The organism is Aquimarina aquimarini (assembly GCF_900299535.1).
Taxonomy (GTDB): Bacteria; Bacteroidota; Bacteroidia; order Flavobacteriales; family Flavobacteriaceae; genus Aquimarina; species Aquimarina aquimarini.
The window spans coordinates 83787-100713 of the sequence record NZ_OMKE01000008.1; the positions used below are offsets into that span (position 1 = coordinate 83787).

Here is a 16927-nt window from a genome sequence, read left to right on the forward strand (position 1 = left end):
TTTTCTTAATAGAACTATTAAAAATCAACTAATATTTTCGTGAAATTAAAGAAGATTAACGGTGTTTTAGTAGGTTCTAATTAAGGAGAATTAAGGGTGTAACTTACTTGAAATTAAAGGTATAAAAAAATGCGCTCTAGGCGCATTTTTTATCTTCATATGTGTAGCGAGAGGGGGGCACGATCCCCCGACCTCCGGGTTATGAATCCGACGCTCTAACCAACTGAGCTACCTCGCCAAATTTCTCTTATAGAATAATAGATTATGTTTGTTTTTAATCAAAAATCCTAACGAGGGTGCAAATATAAAAACAAAATGCAATGACGCAAACATTATTGAAGAATTAATTTTTTTTTCAATGTACTTTTAAAGTCGACAATTAATCTATATATTGGCTTACCAACAATTAATGATATGTCTGAAAAAACAAAATATGAACTTGAATTTGTGGTACAGTCGTCACCGCAACTATTATATCAATATATATCTACACCATCGGGGCTTTCGGAGTGGTTTGCAGATAATGTAAATTCTAGGGGAGAACTGTTTACTTTTATATGGGATGATTCTGAAGAAGCAGCCAAGCTTTTGAGCAAAAAAAGCGGTGAGCGTGTAAAATTTAGATGGACCGCAGATGAAGAAGAAGGCGATGATTATTATTTTGAAATGCGTATTCAGGTTGACGAAATAACAAAAGATGTTTCGCTGATGATTACAGATTATTCTGAAGATGATGAAATAGAAGAAAATAAAATGCTTTGGGATAATATGATAGGTAATCTAAAACATGTTTTAGGCTCCGCATAATTCTTACTTTTTTATAAATTTTTATACACTCCCATAAACATTAAATTTATGGGGATTTTTTTATGGTAAATATCAACGGAAATATAGTAGATAATAATCAAGCGATATTATCTCTAAACAATAGAGGATATGCTTATGGAGATGCCCTTTTTGAGACAATAAGAGTCAATGCAGGGACTATTTTGTTTTGGGAGGATCATTATTTTAGATTAATGGCATCAATGCGTATTCTTAGAATGCAAATACCATCACAATTTACTCCTGAATTTTTAGAAAAAGAGATAAAAGAGAGTATAGAAGCTAATGGCTTGATGAACTCATCTGTAAGGGTTAAATTGATGGTTCATAGAGTTGCAGGTGGTTTATATACACCAGATTCTAATGATGTAGAGTATAATATTTCTGTTTCAAAAATACAGTCTGTATTTTATACAATACCTGATCAAAAATATGAAGTCACTCTATTTAAAGATCATTATGTGAATATTGATATTTTATCAACTCTTAAGTCAAACAGTAAGCAGATTAATATTCTGGGAGGAATTTTTGCTAAAGAGAATGGTTTTGATAATTGTCTACTATTAAACTCTAATAAAATGGTTATAGAAGCTTTAAACGGAAATGTATTTATTGTAAAAGGAAATACAATAAAAACAGCTCCTTTGGCAGATGGATGTTTAAAAGGCATCTTAAGAACTCAATTATTGCGTATTCTAGAAAAATTAAAGGATTATACAGTAGAGGAAGCGTCTATTTCTCCATTTGAACTACAGAAAGCCGATGAGTTATTTATAACAAATGTTATTACAGGTATTGTACCAGTTACCAAGTTTAGGAAAAAGGAATACAATGTTACAACCAGTAAAAGGTTGTTGGGAATCTTAAATACTAAAATCCGATTAGGGAATTAATTATATGCAGGGTTCTCGGGGGCATTAGACCAAAGTAGATAATCACCACCTAGTTCTATCATTTTTTCTTTCCAGAAAGTATCACAGGATTTACCAAAAATATTCTTTTTGTAATTATTTTCGACAATCACCCATGAATGTGCTTCGAGTTCTTGGTTTAATTGTTCAGAATCCCAGCCAGAATACCCAAGAAAAAAACGAATTTCGTTTGGGGTAATTTTGTCTTGTGCTATCAATGTAGATACAATAGTAAAATCTCCTCCCCAATAAATTCCACTCGAGATTTCTACACTATCAGGAATAAGATCAGGAACTTTATGTATAAAATAGAGGTTGTCTTGTTCTACTGGTCCGCCATTATAGATTTTGAAATCTACTTCAATTTCAGGAACAAGATCAGCAAGAAGATATTCTAAAGGTTTATTCATTATAAAACCAATAGAACCTTGTTCACTATGATCCGCCAAAAGAACCACCGAGCGATTGAAAGATACATCTCCTATGATAGATGGCTCAGCGATTAATAAATGCCCTTTTGAGGGTTGAAGTGATATCATATTAACATTTCTTTATCTTAAAGCTAAATAATTATTTCTAATAATCAAAGCTGTAGAAGGTTTTTTGAAGTTTTTTTACGAAAAACCCATAAAAAAACTCCCAAAAGTGGGAGTTTTTAGATAATATCGAAAACGAACTGATTAGTTTACTGAACTTGATAAATCAGCACCAGCCTTAAACTTAACAACGTTTTTAGCAGCGATTTTGATAGTCTTACCAGTCTGTGGATTTCTACCTTCTCTTGCAGCTCTTTGAGAAACTGACCAAGATCCAAATCCAACTAGAGAAACACGACCTCCTTTTTTAAGGGTACCTTCAACGTTTCCTAGGAAAGATTCTAAGGCTTTTTTAGCCGCTGCTTTAGTAATTCCAGCGTCAGCTGCCATTGCATCGATTAATTCTGTTTTGTTCATAATTCTGTTTTTAAATTAATTGTTGGTTAAACCAATCTTTTATGTTAAACGCTTTACAAATTTATACGGATTTATCATTCGTGCAAGGATTAGCTCAGTAAATACAGGGATTTGTTGATAACTCAATGTGATTGTTGATAACCAATGTTGTTTTATATCATTTTTTAAACCCTTATGTTATTAGGCTTTAGCTCATTTTTGCATCTCTATAAAAAACATAGCCATTTAACAGTGCTTTTGATGCCATGGCTTTTTTTCCTGGAAGCTGTAATTTATCTATTTGTATATAACCATCCTTTACCGCTACTTTGATAATAGAGTCTTCAACTATAATTTTTCCGATATCATGACTATGCACTTCTATTATAGGACAAGCCATATATATTTTTATGTTTTCGGTCACACCATTATTTTGAAGATGACACCAGGCAGAAGGGTATGGGCTTAACCCTCTGATTAGATTATTGATTGTTTCTATGTTTTCCTTCCAGTTAATTTTTGTGTTTTCACGATTCAACTTATATGCAGTTTTAAAAACACGGTCTAATGGTTGTGGTTGAACACTAGCAGTATTACTTTCTATTGCTTTTATCGTGTCTATAACTAATTCAGCCCCATTTGTCATAAGTCTATCATGCAAATCTCCTGCAGAATCAGTGTTTTTTATTTCAATTTCTTTCTGAAAAATAACATGCCCAGTATCTATCTTTTCATCGATAAAAAATGTAGTAATACCCGTCTTTTGTTCTCCGTTTATAATTGCCCAATTTATAGGAGCAGCTCCTCTGTAGTCTGGCAGCAGTGAAGCATGTAGATTAAAAGTACCGTACTGTGGCATATTCCAAACTATTTTTGGGAGCATTCTAAAAGCAACGACAATATTTAAATTAGCCTTCAATGATTCTAATTCCTCAATAAACGCTTCGTTTTTAAGGTTTGTAGGCTGAAGAACTTTTAAATTTTTGGAAACTGCATATTCTTTGACAGCAGATGCTCTAAGTTTTCTTCCTCTTCCTGCAGGTTTATCAGGAGCAGTAATAACCCCCACTACATTGTATTTATTTTCTATTATAGTTTTTAAGGTTTCTACGGCAAAATCTGGAGTTCCCATAAACAGGATTCGTAAGTCTCTCATTTTATTATACTAATTGATAGTTGTTGTCGTGATTAATTTTTATAATTTGATGTTCATTCATCTCTCTCAATACCTGTAATGTCATTTTTTCTGGGTATGTGAGTTGTGCAAGTAAATCTCTTGAAGATAAGTTTTTTATTGTTAAAAGATTAATAATATCTTCCTGTATTTTGGTGAAGTCTATAGATGAATTATTTTCTTTTTTGGTTATACAGACACTACATATTCCGCAATCAGTAGTCTTTTTTTCGCCAAAATACTCCAAAAGCTCTCTACTTTTACATCTAGAGTTGTTTTCTGTGAATTTTAATATAGCATGTACTTTTTTTATTTTTGCGGTATTTTGTTCTGTAAGATGGTGTTTTATTCTATTGATAGTATGGTGATCTTCTCTAGGGACTAAGAAAATAATCTCGGCATCAGAGGTTTTATGAGTAAACTCAATTAATTCAGCTTCTTTTAATTTATTCAAGACGTTAATAATTTCATTTTCTGATTTCTCTGTTTTTGATGCAATTAAAGATAAGTTTATCTCGATTTCTTCATCAAAAATACCTCCGTAAGTTCTTAAAAGTGCCTTAGTAATTAGTTGGTATCCTGTATTGTTATCAAGAAAATCCAGAAGATGATTTCCTGTGGTTAGAATATGTAAGCTGCTTTTTTTTGTAAATCGTTTTATAAACCTAATAACTCCACAGCGATCCAAGAAGAGTAATACATTGTAGGTTACCAAAGTATTCAATTCATAGGTTTTGCAAAATACATTAAATTCAAAACTATGAATAGTTTGTTCTCCTTCACCATATGATACTCTAAAATAATTACACAATTTTCTGTAGACAAGTTTAACAGCATCAATATCTGGTAGAACTTTTATAAATTGATTATGTAATCGGTAGCTATCACTTTCATTTTTTAATAAAAAAGCAAGAGCTTTTTTACCATCTCTTCCAGCTCTTCCAGCTTCTTGAAAATAACTCTCTATACTTTCTGGAATTGTATAATGAATAACGGTACGCACATTAGGTTTGTCGATTCCCATACCAAAAGCATTGGTGGCGACCATTATTCTAATCTCTTCTTTCAACCATTGAGTAAATCGTTTTGTTTTTTCTTGTGCATCCACTCCGCCGTGATAATATGTAGCAGAATATCCACTAGCATTCAAGAAATCACTTAATTCTATAGCTGATTTTCTATTTCTAACATATACAATTGATGTTCCTGGATAGGTTTTTAATATTTTTATTAGAATATGATTTTTATCAGTTACATGTTTTACCCTATAGCCTAGATTAGCTCTAAAAAATGATTGCCTAAATATTTTTGGTTGAAACAGATCAAGCTCAATAATAATATCATCAATAACCTCAGTAGTAGCAGATGCAGTTAGAGCAACCATTGGAATTGAAGGATGTATTTTTCTAAGAATATCTATATTTTTATAGGAAGGCCTAAAATCATTACCCCATTGAGAAATACAATGAGCCTCATCAACAGCAATAAGGTTGATGTTCATTTTTTTTAGGCGTTCTTGTACAATATCTTGTTGAAGTCGTTCTGGAGAAAGGTATAAGAATTTATAATTGCCATAGATACAATTGTCAAGCAATGTATCTAATTCAGCATATTTAATTCCGCTAGGCAATGCAATTGCTTTAATATCTTTTTGACGAAGATTTTGTACCTGATCTTGCATTAATGCTATTAGTGGAGAAACAACAATACAGATTCCTTCTTTCAATAATGCAGGAACCTGAAAACAGATAGATTTTCCTCCTCCTGTTGGTAATAGAGCAAACGTGTCTTCACCTTCAAGTATGGCGGTAATGATTTTTTCCTGCATGGGCTTGAAAGTGTCGTACTTCCAATAATGTTTAAGTATTTGCAGGGGAGTATTCATTATACAGACAAAATATTTTCTAAGATAAAACTACTTCGTTCTTCTACATTTCCAAAAGGAACTTCTATACAGTGATATCCTAGATCAGTATAGGTCTCATAAAGGTGATGATGTATACGTTGTGCCTGGTCAAAACTTTCATAACGCTCATTATCGGTTTTATGTATATCTTCCCATGGGGGAAGTAAAAAAATAGAATCATACCTGTATGTTTCACATGCTTTTGTGAATTCTGAAGGATAAGGTTCGTTGGCATAATCCATATATGCAATCACATCAGGAATCCCTCTATCAAAGAATACTCTTGAAGATGCCATGTTATTTGCATTAGTGTGTTGGGCAATACGGCCTTCGATTAATTTTTTACTAAATAAAAGCGGATCTTCTAGAAACAGCTGTGATATGCCTTCTTGTTGAGCTTCTAGGGTGACCTGTCTTGATATTTCATGTAGACATAATTCGCCTATACTTTCTAAATAATCAATGATGGTTGTCTTTCCAGTAGAAGGACCTCCGATAATAACAATCTTTTTATTTGCCAAAGGAATAATTTTAGGCAAATTTCGGAATTATAATGTGATTTTGAAAATCATATTGACAGAACTATAAAGGTCTGTTAAAGTTAGAGCAACCCAATGATTTTTTGCTACCTTAAATGGCAATTGGTATACAATTGCTTTATTTAGATTAATTAAGAATAATTGTAATAAATTAACTCATGCCAATTTATAAATTAAAAATTAATGGTCAGTCCCATTCTGTAGAAGCTGATCCAGATACCCCTTTACTTTGGGTGTTAAGAGACCATTTGAATATGGTAGGAACCAAGTTTGGGTGTGGTATAGGTCAATGTGGTGCATGTACTGTGCATGTAGATGGTTCTGCAACAAGAAGTTGCTTGCTTGTAATGTCTGTAGTAGAAAATATGGAAATAACAACTATAGAAGGATTGTCTGATGATGCTTCGCATCCAGTACAACAAGCTTGGAAAGAAATAGATGTACCTCAATGTGGATATTGTCAATCTGGACAAATAATGTCTGCTGCGGCTTTCTTAATACAAAATAAAAATCCTAATAGAGAAGAGATTAGAGATGCGATGAGTGGCAATATTTGCAGATGTGCATCCTATAATAGAATAGAGAAAGCTGTAGAAGTTGCTGCAGATAAAATGAGTTAATCTACTTAAAGAATACAAAAATGAAAACGAATCTTCCTCTTTCTTTTAATAGAAGATCTTTTATAAAAACGTCAACATTGGCTGGTGGCGGAATGTTAATAGGTTTTAATCTATTTCAGGCATGTAAACCAGAAGTAGCACCACCAATAGATATATCACAACTTAATTTCAATGATTTCAATGCTTTTATTAAAATAGCAGATAACGGGATGGTAACCATTTTTTCTCCTAATCCAGAAATAGGACAAGGAGTAAAAACTGCAATGCCAATGCTTATAGCAGAAGAGCTTGATGTATCATGGGATAAGGTACATGTAGTCCAAGGGGCACTAGATACCAAAAATTTTACAAGACAAGTAGCAGGAGGAAGTCAGTCGTTGAGACATGGATGGGAACCTTTGCGACAGACTGGGGCAACTGCTAGGCAAATGTTGATTAATGCAGCTGCAGTCATATGGAAAGTAGATCCAAAAGAATGTAAAACAGCAAATGGTGTAATAACAAATAGTAATGGGGATATGCTTGGGTATGGAGAAGTGGTAAAAGAAGCTGCCGCTCTAGAAGTACCTGAGAATATAACTTTGAAAGAACCTAAAGATTTTAAGATTATAGGGCAAGATATCTCTAATGTAGATATTGATAAAATCATAACAGGGAAACCTCTTTATGGAATGGATTATAAAGAAGAGGGAATGGCGTATGCTTCAGTATTAAGACCTCCTGCTTTTGGTAAAAAGTTGATAGATTTTGATGATACAGCTGCTAAGGCAATTACAGGAGTGTATGATATTATTAAATTTGGAGATAAAATAGCAGTCCTAGCAAAAGATACTTGGACAGCTATGAAGGCGAAGAAAGCGCTAAAAGCAAATTGGGAGATTGATTCTAAATTAGAAAGCACGGAAGATCATGATAGGATACTTACAGACTTGCTCAATGGAGAAGCTTTTGAAACCTTACGAGAAGATGGGGATGTGAAAAAAGCATTTATAGAAGCAGATGAAGTAATAGAAAGAATTTACGAGTCTCCTTTTCTACCACATAATTGCATGGAACCAATGAATTTTTTTGCAGATGTAACCCCAGAAAAAGTTCGTTTAGTGGGGCCTATTCAAACTCCTGCTGGTACAGCTCGTAGAGTTGCTGATCTATTAGAGAGAGCTCCAGAAGATGTGTCTGTAGAAATGACTAGAATGGGAGGAGGTTTTGGAAGAAGGCTTTATGGAGATTTTGCATTAGAAGTAGCAGAAATATCAAAGATTGCTCAAAAACCAGTTAAGTTAGTATATTCTAGAGAAGATGATATGACAGCAGGAGTATATAGACCCTCAATAAAATATAAAATAGGAGTTTCTATAAAGGATAGAAAAATTACAGGATATCATCTCAAAGAAGCATCAGTTAATTCTAATATGTATGGGTTGATACCTAACTTTTTTCCTGCAGGAGCAATTGAGAATTATCAGGTAGATGTAGCAAGTTATCAAAGTAATATTTCTACAGGGGCATGGAGAGCTCCATATACCAATTTTCTTTCTTTTGCAGAGCAAAGCTTTTTTGATGAATTAGCAGAAATATTAGAGATAGATAAAATACAATTACGATTGGATTTACTACAAAAAGTAAAAGGTACTACAGATGATAGGATAGAGTATTCTCCTGAGCGTTTAGAGAATGTTATAAAAGTAGCTGTAGATAAATCAGGATGGGGGAGTAAAAATGAAGGTGTTTTTCAGGGATTTAGCGCATATTATTGCCATAACACTCATGTGGCTGAAGTGGCAGATGTGGTACTAGAAAATGAAATTCCAGTAGTAAAAAAAATAACTTGTGTAGTAGATTGTGGGATCGTTGTAAACCCTTTGGGAGCAAAGAATCAAATAGAAGGAGGGGTGATTGATGGAGTAGGGCATGCTATGTACGGTAATTTTTCGTTCAATAATGGAACACCACAAGATCAAAATTTTAACAGCTATCGCTTGATACGAATAAATGAAACCCCCATTGTTGAAACTCATTTTATAGAAAGTGATATTGCTCCAACAGGTTTAGGAGAGCCGACATTACCTCCTGCAGGTGCCGCTGTAGCAAATGCAATCAAAGCAGCAAAAGGAATACGCGTGTATAAACAACCTTTTATAGAAAATATGAACAACAAAGCACCTTAGGTATAATATTTTATGACACACGAATTCAAAGAAATATTAGAATCATATCAAATAGCTAAACAACAAGGTATAACAGCTGTTATGGCTACAGTTGTAGATATAGAAGGTTCCTCATATAGAAGACCAGGAGTAGGTATGTTAATCTTGCAGAATGGAAAAATGACAGGAGCTGTTAGTGGTGGTTGTGTAGAAAAAGAAGTGTGGAGACAAGCACAATCAGTTTTTATGACTGGAATTTCAAAAATGATGACCTATGATGGTAAATATAGATTAGGATGCGAAGGAATATTATATATCCTAATTGAACCTTTTGATATGAGTCAAGATCAGATTGTTAGTATACAACAGTATTTGGTGTCAAGAACATCATTTGAAATAGAATCTTGTTATTCTAAAAACGTATATGATCACTCTGATTTGGGATCGATAGTGAAATTTACAGAAACGAAAGTGTTTTCTTATTCTTATAGAACATCACCAAATGTAAATACAGATTTGAGCTGTTTTGTAAGAAAAATAGTGCCCTGTTTTAAGTTATTGATCATAGGAACTGAACATGATGCGATACAATTGTGTCAGTTAGCCTCAGCTACAGGATGGGAGGTTGATATTGTTAGCTCACCAAAATCACCAATACAGCTGGATAAATTTCCAGGAGCTCAAAGAGTTATAGAAAGTTTACCAGAAGACTTAGATATTAGTTTTATTGATACTCAAACAGCGATTGTTCTCATGTCTCATAATTTTGCTAAAGACTTGTTGTATTTGCAAGCATTAACAGAAACGTGTCCTGCATATATTGGACTTTTAGGCCCTTCCCAACGTAGAGAAAAACTATTATCTGCTCTTATTGAGTATTTTCCAGAGGTTACGGATTCATTTTTAGATACAATACATGGGCCAGCGGGATTAAATTTGGGAGCAGAAACACCACAAGAAATAGCAATTTCTATTATTGCAGAAATATTATCAGTAATTAGAAATCAAGAACCAATATCGCTTCAAGAAAAATCGGGTGCAATTCATGATCATTATAATAAGAAAACAATAAATGTCATTTCTACCAAAACCTAAAGTAGCACAACTTATTCTTGCGGCAGGTTGTTCTAGTAGAATGGGAAAACCTAAACAATTATTAGCTTGGAGAGGTACAACATTGATTGGGCATGCAATAAAACAGGCAATAGAATTGGATGGTATAACCACTTATGTGATTCTGGGAGCATATTATGACACTATTTATGAAAGTATCAAAAATTACCCTATAACCATACTCAAAAATAAAGACTGGCAAAAAGGAATGGGAACTACGATACAATGTGGAATAAATACTTTGCAAAAGAAAGCTATACCGTATGATGCTGTTTTAATTTCATTAATCGATCAGCCTTTATTGCAGACATGTCATTATAAAAAATTACTTGAATCGTTTTATAAAGGTGATCATTCAATTATAGCAACAGATTTAGGTGAGAAAAAAGGAGTTCCATCAGTAATTTCATCTATCTATTTTGATGAGTTATCTAAATTGAAAGAAAATTTTGGTGCCAGATATTTGATTAAACAATATAAAGATCAAGTGAAAAGTATCTGTGCAAAAAATGAAGGGGTTGATATAGATACAGTTACAGACTATGAGAATTTAATAAAGAATAACTATTCTTCTTAAAAAAATAAAAGGACCATATCGGTTAAGTTTGATTTTATAAATAACCTGTATCTTTGCCCAACTTTTGATTAGATAGATATTATGAAAGATTCGGAAGAATTTTATAAAAAACTAAGAGTACAGTTGGCAGATACATCACTTTGGCCAACAGCATATTTGTATAAGTTTATTGTTCCAACAGATGATGCTAAAATTACACAAATTGAAAATATTTTTGATAATTTAGGAGCTGTAATAAATAAAAAACAATCAAAGAATGGTAAATACACTAGTGTATCTATTAATGTAAGAATGAAGAATCCAGATGAAGTAATTAATAAATATAAAGAAGTTGCTATCAAAGTAGAAGGAGTTATTTCATTATAATATACTTAGTTTTCTGATGAATACTATAAGTTTACTAACTAGATTATTTTGCTGTTTGATAAATAAAATAAGACAATGATCATGCTGACTTATTTTATTTTAGTATTTTGCGAAACATATTTATAGAATAGTCTAAAAAAAGTAATCAATTGCAAACTGAATCTATAGAAGTTTAACTATATACTTATAATAAAGTCTTCAAAAAACTCATTCTGAAAACACTTTACAAATTGATTTTTAAGATTATATCTACACAATTTTTACATACATTTTATGGAAATTAATAACTTAGAGTATAATACAGAGCGTGAAAAGCTTATCATTCCAGAATATGGTCGTCATTTACAAAAGATGATTAACCACACTGTTGCTATAGAAGATAGAGAAGAGCGTAATAAGGTTGCCAAATCTATTATTGCGGTAATGGGTAATTTACAACCTCATTTACGTGATGTGCCCGAGTTTCAGCATAAGTTGTGGGATCAGTTATTTATTATGAGTGATTTTAAACTTGATGTGGATACTCCATTTCCTGTATTGACTAAAGAAAAACTACAAGAAAGACCAGAGCCTCTTGATTACCCTCAGAACTTTCCTAAATATCGTTTTTATGGAAATAATATCAAAAGAATGATTGATGTAGCTAATAGTTGGGAGGACGGAGAATTAAAATCTGCCCTTACACTAACTATTGCTAATCATATGAAGAAATGTTATCTAAACTGGAACAAAGATACAGTAGAAGATAGTGTGATCTTTAATCATCTTTTTGAGTTGAGTGATGGTAGGATTAATATGAAAGGAAGTAATGAAGATCTTACAGATTCTACCAATTTGATGAGAGGGAAGAAGAAAAAGCACAATAACAATAATAACAATAATAGTGGTAAAAAGAATTACCGAAATAACAGAGGTAAAAAACGCTACTAAACCTCAATTAAAACTAACCACTAATAAACTATTAACGATTACATGGGGACTTTTCAAATAGAAGGAGGCCATCAGCTCAAAGGTGAAATTACACCACAAGGAGCAAAAAATGAAGCCTTGCAAATTCTTTGCGCTGTATTATTAACACCAGAAGAGGTGGTAATTTCTAATATTCCTGATATTCGGGATGTTAATAAATTAATTGATATTCTCAAAAACCTTGGAGTTAAAGTAGAGAAATTAGAAAAAGGGAAGTATTCTTTTAAAAGTGATGAGCTTGATTTAGAATATTTAGAGAGTGAGCGGTTTAAAAAAGAAGGAAGTGGACTTAGAGGATCGATTATGATTGTAGGTCCGCTATTGGCAAGATTTGGAAAAGGATATATACCTCGCCCAGGAGGAGATAAAATAGGAAGAAGACGACTAGATACGCATTTTGAAGGATTTATAAACCTTGGAGCGACATTTAGATATAATAAAGAAGAACGTTTTTACGGAGTTGAAGCACCTAATGGTTTGACAGGAACCTATATGTTGCTGGATGAAGCATCTGTTACTGGTACTGCAAATATTGTTATGGCTGCAGTGTTGGCTAAAGGGACTACGAAGATCTATAATGCGGCTTGCGAACCTTATTTACAACAGTTATGTAAGATGCTCAATGCTATGGGGGCAAAAATCACAGGTGTTGGTTCTAATTTATTAACTATAGAAGGAGTAACTTCATTGGTAGGTTGCGAGCACAGGGTATTACCTGATATGATAGAAATTGGCTCATGGATAGGTCTTGCTGCAATGACAAAGAGTGAGATTACTATAAAAAATGTGAGCTGGGAAAATCTAGGGCTGATACCAAATACTTTTAGAAAACTGGGGATTACATTAGAGCGAGTAGGAGATGATATTTATATACCAGCTCATAATGATGGCTACCAGATAGAAAGTTATATCGATGGTTCTTTTATGACTATTGCCGATGCTCCTTGGCCAGGGTTTACTCCAGATCTACTTAGTATAGTGTTGGTAGTAGCTACGCAGGCTAAAGGAGAAGTGATGGTGCATCAAAAAATGTTTGAAAGTCGTTTGTTTTTTGTAGATAAATTGATTGATATGGGGGCAAAGATTATATTGTGTGACCCGCATAGAGCTACAATTATAGGTCATGATTTTAAATCTACATTAAAAGCGACAACAATGGTGTCTCCAGATATAAGAGCAGGTATATCCTTACTTATAGCAGCGTTAAGTGCGAACGGAACGTCAACTATTCACAATATTGAGCAGATTGATCGTGGGTATGAGAATATTGATGAACGTTTGAGGGCAATTGGAGCAAAAATTACCAGAATAGAAGCATAAAATAGTTTTTAGTAGTCCAAAATAATGATCCCATTCAAATATTTTTTGAATGGGATTTTACTTACTAAGCGATATTTTAATGCTCTGGAGTTTACCTCTAACTTAAAGGTAAGGGTCTATTATTAGATGAATACTTTGTGGACTTATACTTGAAGTAGTTTATTTTTTTTATATGAGATGGTTGATTAGTAGCTATGCTGGTTAATTATTTGATTTTTCCAGTTCAATGCTAATTTCATAGTTTCAAACAATCGAAATTCTTTTTTAAAAAAGCTTTTTCAAGTTTTGTTTGTACTTTTTGTTTAGGGTTATTGGATGCTACAGCAAGTTCCGCAAGACTAGGTGTTTTTGAGATCTCTAAATATACAGTAGGGTTTACAGTATAAGAATTAATACGCTGTGTAATGTATACAAATGGTTTGTTTTTGTTGTACTTTTCTACTATTAATAATAAGATGTCATTATGTTCTGGTAAGACGGTAATTCCTTCTTTCATAATGGCTATTACGTAGTCTTAGTATACTTCTATGTGACAGAAGTAGAAATTATAAGAGGTAATCATCAAATAACATTTGATCTTTAGGGATAACAGTTTTTTAGATTGTTATGTGGTGAATATATTTATGAAAAAAAGACTGCTATTTTTTTTTAAAAAAATAGCAGTCTTTTTTTATTGATTAGAGTTTTTTCTTTTAATTAAGATTCTGTAGATTCTTCAGCTTTTTTTATAGTAATTGTAAGCTCACTAGAATCGTCATCCATATCCATAAAGATACTATCTCCTTCTTGCAGTTGAGAATTTATGATCTCCTCGGCTAAAGCGTCTTCAATGTATTTTTGAATTGCTCTTTTTAAAGGTCTTGCACCATACTGTCTATCGAATCCTTTTTCGGTAATGTAGTCTTTAGCTTTTTCGCTAAGTGATAATTCATAACCTAATCCTTTGATTCGTCCGTATAATTTATCAAGTTCTATATCTATAATTTTATGGATATCTTCTCGCTCTAATGCGTTGAATACAATTACATCATCTACACGATTTAGAAATTCAGGAGCAAATGCTTTTTTCAGGGCATTTTCTATTACTCCTTTGGCGTAGTCTTCTGCTTGGGTTTTTTTGGCAGTAGTTCCAAAACCAACTCCTTGTCCAAAATCTTTTAGTTTACGGGCACCAATATTAGATGTCATTATAATTATGGCATTTCTAAAATCAATTTTACGACCTAAACTATCAGTAAGATATCCGTCATCTAGTACTTGTAGCATCATATTAAACACATCAGGATGTGCTTTTTCAATTTCGTCAAGTAGAATTACAGCGTATGGTTTTCTTCTTACCTTTTCTGTGAGTTGTCCACCTTCTTCGTAACCTACATATCCAGGAGGAGCTCCGATAAGTCTAGAAACAGCAAATTTTTCCATGTATTCACTCATGTCAATACGTATAAGTGTATCCTCACTGTCAAAAAGTTCTCTTGCAAGTACTTTTGCTAACTGTGTTTTACCAACTCCTGTTTGACCTAAGAAAATAAAAGAGCCAATTGGTTTGTTTGGATCTTTAAGACCTGCACGATTACGTTGTATTGCTTTTACTACTTTGCTTACTGCTTCGTCTTGACCAATTACTTTACCCATAATTAGGTTTGGTAATTCTGCTAGTTTATTGCTTTCGGTTTGAGCAATACGATTTACAGGAATCCCTGTCATCATAGAAACAACATCAGCTACATCATTTTCATCAACGGTTTCTTTGTGTAGTTTGGATTCTTTTTCCCATTGTTCTTGTGCAACCGCTAGTTCTTTTTCAAGATTTTTTTCGTCATCTCTGAGTTTGGCAGCCTCTTCGTATTTTTGTTTTTTTACAACACTATTTTTGAGTTCTCGTACTTCTTCAAGCTTTTTTTCGAGATCAAGAACTTTTTTAGGAACATCAATATTAGTTATATGAACTCTGGATCCTGCTTCATCTAAAGCATCTATGGCTTTGTCAGGCAGAAAGCGGTCTGTCATATATCTATTAGTTAGTTTTACACAGGACTCAATAGCTTGAGGAGTGTAGATTACATTGTGATGCTCTTCGTATTTTTCCTTAATATTATTAAGGATTTCTATTGTTTCTTCTATATTGGTAGGTTCAACAATAACTTTTTGGAAACGTCTTTCTAGAGCACCATCTTTTTCGATGTATTGTCTGTATTCATCAAGAGTTGTTGCTCCTATACATTGTATTTCACCCCTAGCCAAGGCGGGTTTGAACATGTTAGATGCGTCAAGGCTTCCTGTTGCTCCACCAGCACCAACAATGGTATGAATTTCATCAATAAAAAGGATGATGTCATCATTCTTTTCTAATTCATTCATTACAGCTTTCATTCGTTCTTCAAACTGTCCTCTATATTTGGTTCCAGCAACCAGACTTGCCAAATCGAGTGTAACTACTCTCTTGTCAAATAAGATTCTAGAGACTTTTCTTTTAACAATCCTTAATGCTAGCCCCTCTGCGATTGCAGATTTACCTACACCAGGTTCTCCTATAAGTAATGGATTATTTTTCTTTCGTCTACTCAGTATTTGAGATACGCGCTCTATTTCTTTGGATCTTCCTACTACAGGATCAAGTTTACCTTCTTCTGCCATAGCAGTAAGATCACGTCCAAAATTATCTAAAACAGGAGTTTTAGATTTTTTTCCAGCTTTATTTCCTCCAGAAGGTGAGTTAAAGGGATTTTCTTTAGAAGAGTCTCCAGTTAAATCATCATCGTCATCAGAGAAAGATTCTGCTCTTGGGTTGTCGATATATTCTTCTTCTTCGTTAGCAATCATAAACTTAAATTGGTCTTTAACGTTATCGTAATCTACTTTTAAACGATTTAAAAGCTTTGTAGTTGGGTCGTTTTCATTTCTAAGAATACATAGTAAAAGATGAGCAGTATTAATAGAGGAACTATGAAATAACTTTGCTTCTAGAAAAGTTGTCTTTAAAGCTCTTTCTGCTTGTCTAGTTAAATGTAAATTTTTTTTCTCATTCGAGGCTACAGCTACTTCTGGATTTGCAGGGCTAAGAATTTCGACTTTTCTTCTCAAATTAGTCAAGTCAATATCTAATGCATCAAGAATATTAATTGCTTTTCCACTTCCATCACGTAGCAATCCCAGCATAAGGTGTTCTGTACCAATAAAATCATGACCCAATCTTAGGGCTTCTTCTTTGCTGTACGCAATAACATCTTTAACTCTGGGTGAAAAATTATCATCCATAAAATTATTCTCTTTCTTTAATTCTTTATAACTAAAATAGTAATTTTTAGAATTACATCGGCAAAAACTCAGCCTTTTATCAAGGATAAATGAATATCTTTTTATAAAACTTTGTTTTTTGCCTTAATAAATCCAACAGTTTAAAAAACAATGTACCTGATATAGTGTTGTTTGGCAGTTTTTTAAGTTCTGTATGGTAAATAGACAAAAAATGAATTAATAATCAAAACCTAATAAAGCAGACTTATTAACTATGTGTATGTCTACTAT

General features: G+C 33.0%; 16 protein-coding genes and 1 tRNA gene. 9 read left to right on the plus strand and 8 right to left on the minus strand.

Annotation, left to right across the window (positions count from 1 at the left end):
- Positions 1-164: 164 nt before the first annotated feature.
- Positions 165-238, minus strand: a tRNA-Met gene (locus DG508_RS03615).
- Positions 239-414: 176 nt separating this feature from the next.
- Between DG508_RS03615 and DG508_RS03620 the strand changes: the two genes are divergently transcribed.
- Positions 415-807 (plus strand): START-like domain-containing protein, encoded by a 393-nt coding sequence (locus DG508_RS03620; protein ID WP_103863922.1) that lies wholly within the window; start codon positions 415-417, stop codon positions 805-807.
- Between the two features lie 62 nt (positions 808-869).
- A complete protein-coding gene (locus DG508_RS03625; RefSeq protein WP_108866830.1) occupies positions 870-1718 on the plus strand; it encodes an aminotransferase class IV in 849 nt (282 codons plus the stop codon).
- Here the strand turns inward: DG508_RS03625 and DG508_RS03630 are convergent.
- The 5 genes from DG508_RS03630 to DG508_RS03650 all read right to left on the minus strand — a co-directional run bounded on the left by DG508_RS03630 (position 1715) and on the right by DG508_RS03650 (position 6269).
- The gene (locus DG508_RS03630; RefSeq protein WP_108866831.1) at positions 1715-2275 is read right to left on the minus strand and encodes a YqgE/AlgH family protein; all 561 of its coding nucleotides are present in this window, start codon (positions 2273-2275) and stop codon (positions 1715-1717) included. The two genes, DG508_RS03625 and DG508_RS03630, sit on opposite strands and share 4 nt — an antisense overlap.
- A gap of 141 nt (positions 2276-2416) precedes the next feature.
- Complete coding sequence (locus DG508_RS03635) at positions 2417-2689, minus strand: HU family DNA-binding protein (RefSeq protein WP_103068624.1); 273 nt, start codon at positions 2687-2689, stop codon at positions 2417-2419.
- Between the two features lie 187 nt (positions 2690-2876).
- Positions 2877-3824 (minus strand): methionyl-tRNA formyltransferase, encoded by a 948-nt coding sequence (gene fmt / locus DG508_RS03640; protein ID WP_108866832.1) that lies wholly within the window; start codon positions 3822-3824, stop codon positions 2877-2879.
- 4 nt (positions 3825-3828) lie between these two features.
- Positions 3829-5727 (minus strand): RecQ family ATP-dependent DNA helicase, encoded by a 1899-nt coding sequence (locus tag DG508_RS03645; RefSeq protein ID WP_108866833.1) that lies wholly within the window; start codon positions 5725-5727, stop codon positions 3829-3831.
- Positions 5727-6269 carry an AAA family ATPase gene (locus DG508_RS03650; RefSeq protein WP_108866893.1) on the minus strand — a complete coding sequence of 181 codons (543 nt, stop codon included), beginning with the start codon at positions 6267-6269 and terminating at the stop codon, positions 5727-5729. The genes DG508_RS03645 and DG508_RS03650 overlap by 1 nt, the downstream gene beginning before the upstream one ends.
- Before the next feature lie 176 nt (positions 6270-6445).
- Between DG508_RS03650 and DG508_RS03655 the strand changes: the two genes are divergently transcribed.
- The 7 genes from DG508_RS03655 (at position 6446) to murA (ending at position 13399) form a co-directional block, all read left to right on the plus strand.
- The gene (locus tag DG508_RS03655) at positions 6446-6907 is read left to right on the plus strand and encodes a (2Fe-2S)-binding protein (protein ID WP_108866834.1); all 462 of its coding nucleotides are present in this window, start codon (positions 6446-6448) and stop codon (positions 6905-6907) included.
- Between the two features lie 20 nt (positions 6908-6927).
- Positions 6928-9075, plus strand: a complete 2148-nt coding sequence (locus tag DG508_RS03660) for a xanthine dehydrogenase family protein molybdopterin-binding subunit (protein ID WP_108866835.1) — start codon at positions 6928-6930, stop codon at positions 9073-9075.
- Positions 9076-9087: 12 nt separating this feature from the next.
- Complete coding sequence (locus tag DG508_RS03665; protein WP_108866836.1) at positions 9088-10149, plus strand: XdhC family protein; 1062 nt, start codon at positions 9088-9090, stop codon at positions 10147-10149.
- Positions 10127-10744 (plus strand): nucleotidyltransferase family protein, encoded by a 618-nt coding sequence (locus DG508_RS03670; RefSeq protein WP_108866837.1) that lies wholly within the window; start codon positions 10127-10129, stop codon positions 10742-10744. The genes DG508_RS03665 and DG508_RS03670 overlap by 23 nt, the downstream gene beginning before the upstream one ends.
- Positions 10745-10825: 81 nt before the next feature.
- Complete coding sequence (locus DG508_RS03675) at positions 10826-11110, plus strand: DUF493 family protein (protein WP_416354240.1); 285 nt, start codon at positions 10826-10828, stop codon at positions 11108-11110.
- A 273-nt stretch (positions 11111-11383) separates the two neighbouring features.
- Positions 11384-12040 carry a DUF4290 domain-containing protein gene (locus DG508_RS03680; protein WP_108866839.1) on the plus strand — a complete coding sequence of 219 codons (657 nt, stop codon included), beginning with the start codon at positions 11384-11386 and terminating at the stop codon, positions 12038-12040.
- 42 nt (positions 12041-12082) lie between these two features.
- The gene (murA, locus tag DG508_RS03685; protein ID WP_108866840.1) at positions 12083-13399 is read left to right on the plus strand and encodes a UDP-N-acetylglucosamine 1-carboxyvinyltransferase; all 1317 of its coding nucleotides are present in this window, start codon (positions 12083-12085) and stop codon (positions 13397-13399) included.
- Positions 13400-13634: 235 nt separating this feature from the next.
- Here the strand turns inward: murA and DG508_RS03690 are convergent, their stop codons facing one another.
- Both DG508_RS03690 and DG508_RS03695 read right to left on the minus strand, forming a co-directional pair.
- On the minus strand, positions 13635-13895 hold the full coding sequence (locus DG508_RS03690) for a hypothetical protein (protein ID WP_108866841.1): 261 nt from the start codon (positions 13893-13895) through the stop codon (positions 13635-13637).
- Positions 13896-14095: 200 nt separating this feature from the next.
- Positions 14096-16657 carry an ATP-dependent Clp protease ATP-binding subunit gene (locus DG508_RS03695; RefSeq protein WP_108866842.1) on the minus strand — a complete coding sequence of 854 codons (2562 nt, stop codon included), beginning with the start codon at positions 16655-16657 and terminating at the stop codon, positions 14096-14098.
- Positions 16658-16927 lie beyond the last annotated feature (270 nt).

Excerpts from the sequence above, each read along its gene's own strand:
- DG508_RS03620 (WP_103863922.1), top strand. The coding sequence starts at position 415 with ATGTCTGAAAAAACAAAATATGAACTTGAATTTGTGGTACAGTCGTCA.
- DG508_RS03675 (WP_416354240.1), top strand. The coding sequence starts at position 10,826 with ATGAAAGATTCGGAAGAATTTTATAAAAAACTAAGAGTACAGTTGGCA.
- DG508_RS03660 (WP_108866835.1), top strand. The coding sequence starts at position 6,928 with ATGAAAACGAATCTTCCTCTTTCTTTTAATAGAAGATCTTTTATAAAA.
- fmt (WP_108866832.1), bottom strand. The coding sequence starts at position 3,824 with ATGAGAGACTTACGAATCCTGTTTATGGGAACTCCAGATTTTGCCGTA.
- DG508_RS03655 (WP_108866834.1), top strand. The coding sequence starts at position 6,446 with ATGCCAATTTATAAATTAAAAATTAATGGTCAGTCCCATTCTGTAGAA.
- DG508_RS03670 (WP_108866837.1), top strand. The coding sequence starts at position 10,127 with ATGTCATTTCTACCAAAACCTAAAGTAGCACAACTTATTCTTGCGGCA.
- DG508_RS03630 (WP_108866831.1), bottom strand. The coding sequence starts at position 2,275 with ATGATATCACTTCAACCCTCAAAAGGGCATTTATTAATCGCTGAGCCA.
- DG508_RS03645 (WP_108866833.1), bottom strand. The coding sequence starts at position 5,727 with ATGAATACTCCCCTGCAAATACTTAAACATTATTGGAAGTACGACACT.
- DG508_RS03695 (WP_108866842.1), bottom strand. The coding sequence starts at position 16,657 with ATGGATGATAATTTTTCACCCAGAGTTAAAGATGTTATTGCGTACAGC.
- DG508_RS03625 (WP_108866830.1), top strand. The coding sequence starts at position 870 with ATGGTAAATATCAACGGAAATATAGTAGATAATAATCAAGCGATATTA.
- DG508_RS03680 (WP_108866839.1), top strand. The coding sequence starts at position 11,384 with ATGGAAATTAATAACTTAGAGTATAATACAGAGCGTGAAAAGCTTATC.
- DG508_RS03690 (WP_108866841.1), bottom strand. The coding sequence starts at position 13,895 with ATGAAAGAAGGAATTACCGTCTTACCAGAACATAATGACATCTTATTA.
- DG508_RS03665 (WP_108866836.1), top strand. The coding sequence starts at position 9,088 with ATGACACACGAATTCAAAGAAATATTAGAATCATATCAAATAGCTAAA.
- murA (WP_108866840.1), top strand. The coding sequence starts at position 12,083 with ATGGGGACTTTTCAAATAGAAGGAGGCCATCAGCTCAAAGGTGAAATT.
- DG508_RS03635 (WP_103068624.1), bottom strand. The coding sequence starts at position 2,689 with ATGAACAAAACAGAATTAATCGATGCAATGGCAGCTGACGCTGGAATT.